The sequence below is a fragment of the Collimonas fungivorans genome (assembly GCF_028292705.1).
GTDB classification, from domain to species: domain Bacteria; phylum Pseudomonadota; class Gammaproteobacteria; order Burkholderiales; family Burkholderiaceae_D; genus Collimonas; species Collimonas fungivorans_B.
In genome coordinates this window covers 1-4559 of record NZ_JAQGLV010000157.1, presented here as the reverse complement: position 1 = coordinate 4559, position 4559 = coordinate 1, and the positions used below count along the sequence as shown (strand labels likewise).

4 protein-coding genes are annotated in these 4559 nt (G+C 63.4%); all 4 read left to right on the top strand.

Annotated features, from left to right (window positions below; translation table 11 throughout):
* The first annotated feature begins 38 nt into the window (after nucleotides 1–38).
* The 4 genes from hpnC (at nucleotide 39) to JWQ61_RS08235 (ending at nucleotide 4446) form a co-directional block, all read left to right on the top strand.
* The gene (hpnC, locus tag JWQ61_RS08250) at nucleotides 39–851 is read left to right on the top strand and encodes a squalene synthase HpnC (RefSeq protein WP_304360100.1); all 813 of its coding nucleotides are present in this window, start codon (nucleotides 39–41) and stop codon (nucleotides 849–851) included.
* A gap of 88 nt (nucleotides 852–939) precedes the next feature.
* The gene (hpnD, locus tag JWQ61_RS08245; protein WP_061540526.1) at nucleotides 940–1773 is read left to right on the top strand and encodes a presqualene diphosphate synthase HpnD; all 834 of its coding nucleotides are present in this window, start codon (nucleotides 940–942) and stop codon (nucleotides 1771–1773) included.
* Nucleotides 1774–1808: 35 nt separating this feature from the next.
* On the top strand, nucleotides 1809–3200 hold the full coding sequence (gene hpnE, locus JWQ61_RS08240) for a hydroxysqualene dehydroxylase HpnE (protein ID WP_304360099.1): 1392 nt from the start codon (nucleotides 1809–1811) through the stop codon (nucleotides 3198–3200).
* Between the two features lie 115 nt (nucleotides 3201–3315).
* Complete coding sequence (locus JWQ61_RS08235; RefSeq protein WP_304360098.1) at nucleotides 3316–4446, top strand: alpha-hydroxy acid oxidase; 1131 nt, start codon at nucleotides 3316–3318, stop codon at nucleotides 4444–4446.
* Nucleotides 4447–4559 lie beyond the last annotated feature (113 nt).

The following is a 4559-nucleotide window of genomic DNA, read 5'->3' as shown; positions in this document are numbered from 1 at the left end:
AAACAATGCTCTTTTGATAAAATATTCTGCCTGCCCCAATGTCCATCAACCATTACGAAAATTTCCCGGTCGCCTCCCTGCTGCTGCCAGCCAGACTGCGTCCCGCAGTCAAGGCGATCTACGCCTTCGCCCGCAGCGCCGACGATATCGCCGATGAAGGCGACGCCGCTCCCGAGCAGCGCTTGCGCGCGCTGCACGCCTATGAAACGTCCCTGGACAGGATAGAACATAAGCAGGCGGCGGAAAGCAGCCTGTTCCAGACGCTGGAACAGGTGATCGTGGAATACAAGCTGCCGCTGGCGCCGTTCCGCGACCTGCTGTCCGCCTTCAAGCAAGATGTGGTCACCACCCGCTACAGCCAGTTTCCCGACCTGCTCGACTATTGCCGGCGCTCGGCCAATCCGGTCGGCGCCCTGATGCTGCACCTGTACGGCGCGGCCACCGAGCAGAACCTGCGCGACTCGGACGCCATCTGCTCGGCATTGCAACTGATTAATTTCTGGCAAGACGTCGCCATCGACTGGGACAAGGCCCGGATCTACCTGCCGCTGGAAGACTTGCAGCGCTTCGGCGTATCGCAGGCGCAGTTGGCCGGCGGCACGGTGGACCATGCCTGGCGCCGACTGATGCAGTTCGAGGTGCAGCGCGCGCGCTGCATGATGACCGGCGCCCAGGCGCTGGCGCTGCGGCTGCCGGGCCGGGTCGGCTGGGAGCTGCGGCTGGTGGTGCAAGGCGGCCTGCGCATCCTGGAGCTGCTGGAAACAGCCGATTACGACATGTTCCGGCAGCGGCCGAAACTGGGCAAAGCCGACTGGCTGCTGCTTGCCTGGCGTGCCTTGTGCATGAGGTAAGCTAACAAAAATCGGCAAACCACAACGCCACAACACATTTCTTACGTATACTTCGGGCAAATTGTTTCTTAAGCTGCTTCCCACATTCATGTCTCCAGACGATTACTGCCAGCAAAAAGCCGCCCAGAGCGGCTCCAGTTTTTATTACAGCTTCCTGTTCCTGCCGGCGGAACGGCGGCGCGCCATCACTGCGCTGTACGCCTTCTGCCGCGAAGTGGACGATACGGTCGACGACTGCACCGATGAAAGCGTGGCGCGCACCAAGCTGATGTGGTGGCGCAAGGAAATCGCCGCCATGCTGGCCGGCAACCCGTCCCATCCGGTGACCCAGGCGCTGCAGCCCCACCTGCAGACTTATGGACTGGACGGCAAGCACCTGCAAGCGATCATCGACGGCATGGAAATGGACTTGAACCAGACCCGTTACCTGGATTACCCCGGTTTGAAGCAATACTGCTGGCATGTGGCCGGCGTGGTCGGCATCCTGTCGGCCAGCATCTTCGGCGTCAGCCAGCCGCAGACCTTGCAGTTCGCCGAACAGCTCGGCCTCGCATTCCAGCTCACCAATATCATCCGCGACGTCGGCGAAGACGGCCGCAAGGGCCGCATCTACCTGCCGGTCAACGAACTGCAGCAGTTCAACGTCACCGCCGCCGATATCCTGAATGCGCGTTACAGCGAGAATTTTGTCAACCTGATGCGCTTCCAGGTGGCGCGCGCGCAGCAGGCTTACGACGATGCATTTGCCTTGCTGCCCAAGGAAGACCGGCGCGCCCAGCGCCCCGGCCTGATGATGGCGGCCATCTACCGCGCCCTGCTGGACGAGATCGAGCGCGACGGCTTCCATGTGCTGAACCAGCGCATTTCGCTGACGCCGATCCGCAAGCTGTGGCTGGCATGGAAGACCTATGTGCGCGGTTAACGCCATCCCGTCACCGCTCTTTACTCTGCGCTGACATGGCTACCGAAGCGCAGCAAGTCGCGGTAATCGGCGCCGGCTGGGCCGGCTGCAGCGCCGCCGTGGAACTGACCGAGGCCGGCCACCAAGTGACCTTGTTCGAGGCCAGCCGCCAGCTCGGCGGTCGGGCCAGGCGCGTCGACATCAACGAAACCATACTGGACAACGGCCAGCACATCCTGCTCGGCGCTTACAGCCAGACCTTGCAAATGATGCGCAAGGTCGGTATCGATCCCACCAGCGCCATGCTGCGCCTGCCACTGCAGATGTGTTATCCGGCCGGCAGCGGCGGCATGACTTTTGTGGCGCCGCGCCTGCCGGCGCCTTTGCATCTGCTGGCTGCGCTGTTGCGCGCGGACGGCCTGCAGCGCCAGGACAAACTGGCGCTGGCGCGTTTTTCGTCGGCGGCGCGCTGGATGGGCTGGCAGCTGCATGACGATTGCAGCGTCAGCACACTGCTGGAACGCTTCGACCAGACCGATCGGCTGATCCAGCTGATGTGGCGTCCGCTCTGCATCGCGGCGCTGAATACGCCGCCGGCGCAGGCTTCGGCCCAGGTTTTCCTGGCGGTGCTGCGCGACAGCCTGGGCGCGCGCAGGAGCGCATCGGACATGCTGCTGCCGCGCACCGACCTCAGCAACCTGTTCCCGCAGCAGGCAGCCGCCTTCATCGAAGAACGCGGCGGCAACGTCGAGTCCGGCCACAGTGTCAGGCAACTGCAGCGCCGTGACGGAAGATGGCAGCTGCAAAGCGGCGAGGCCAGCATGGATTTCGACGCCGTGGTCATCGCCACGCCGCCTGAAACCGCGGCTACGCTGCTGGACGGCAGCGCCGACGCCGCGCTGCTGACAACGTTGCGCAGTTTCGACTACGAACCGATCACCACCTGCTACCTGCAATACGCCGCCGACACGCGCCTGCCGCGGCCGTTCTTCGCCTTGCTGGACGATCCCGAAAATGCCGGCGGCAGCGCCGCCTGGGGCCAGTTCGTATTCGACCGCGGCCAGCTCGATCCAAGCCAGGCCGGCCTGCTGGCGGTAGTCATCAGCGCCTCGTCCGAAGCCATACAAGCCGGCCATGAAGCGCTGGCGCAAGCAGTCGCCGCCCAGCTGGCCGCGACCTTCAAGCAGCCGCAGCTGGCGTCGCCGTCCTGGAGCCAGGTCATTTCAGAAAAACGCGCTACTTTCGCCTGCACCCCGGGCCTGGTCCGGCCGGCCAACGACACCGGCCTCGACAAGCTGCTGCTGGCCGGCGACTACACCGCCAGCGACTACCCGGCAACACTGGAATCGGCAGTGCGCAGCGGCAGGCAGGCGGCGCAGGAATTGCTGGCGCAGATACGTCGGGCGTCGCTACGTCAGGCGTCGATGCGCCGGAGCCCGGCCAGGTGAAAAAGCTTCACGCCAGACATCAATTGAATTGCACCGTGCTTGCATTGTTTTCATCTAAGATAGTGGCAACGGCGCGGCAATAGCGTCACATAAAAACATCTAGCGGAGAGCCACAATGTCTGTAATCACCTGCGTCGAAGACCTGCGCCTGCTGGCCAAGAAGCGCGTGCCAAAAGCGTTTTACGACTATGCCGACAGCGGCTCCTACACCGAATCCACCTACCGCGCCAACAGCAGCGACCTGGCCGCCATCCACCTGCGCCAGCGGGTAGCCATCAACGTCGACCAGCGCTCCACCCGCAGCACCATGATCGGCCATGACGTGACGATGCCGGTAGCGATTGCTCCCACCGGCCTGACCGGCATGCAATGGGCCAACGGTGAAATGCTGGGCGCCATCGCCGCCGAAAAATTCGGCATCCCGTTTACCCTGTCGACCATGAGCATCTGCTCTATCGAAGACGTGGCCAGCGTCACCACCAAGCCGTTCTGGTTCCAGCTGTACGTCATGCGCGACCGCGGTTTCATCAAGTCGCTGATCGACCGCGCCAAGGCCGCCAAATGTTCGGCCCTGGTGCTGACGCTGGATCTGCAGATTCTCGGCCAGCGCCACAAGGACCTGAAAAACGGCATGTCGGTGCCGCCGAAAATGACCCTGGCCAACCTGCTCGACCTCGCCACCAAACCCGGTTGGGCCTTGCGCGCGCTGGGCGGCCGCAAATCCTTCGGCAACCTGGCCGGCCACGTCTCCGGCGCCGACGGCATCATGACCCTGAGCAAATGGACCGCCAGCCAGTTCGACCCGACCCTGTGCTGGGACGACATCGCTTGGATCAAGGAACAATGGGGCGGCAAGCTGATCCTGAAAGGGATCCTGGATGTGGAAGACGCCAAGATCGCCGCCACCACCGGCGCCGACGCCATCGTCGTCAGCAACCATGGCGGCCGCCAGCTGGACGGCGCGGTATCGTCGATCTCGGCGCTGCCGGCGATTGTCGAGGCGGTGGGAGATCAGGTCGAAGTCTGGTTCGACGGCGGCATCCGCAGCGGCCAGGACGTGCTGAAAGCGGTGGCCCTGGGCGCCAAGGGCACCATGATCGGCCGCGCTTTCCTGTACAGCCTGGGTGCAATGGGGGAAGCCGGCGTCACCAGGATGCTGCAGATCCTGCAGCAGGAACTGGATGTCAGCATGGCGCTGACCGGCACCAAGGATATCAAGGATGTGGGACCCCACATCCTTACTTGAAGACAGACAGACTACAGTTTGCCGGCCTTCTTCAGGCGGCTGGTCAAACCGTCGGCGATGTCGTTGTGATCGAATTTCCGGGCCAGGTCGATGGCCGTCATGCCGACATCGTT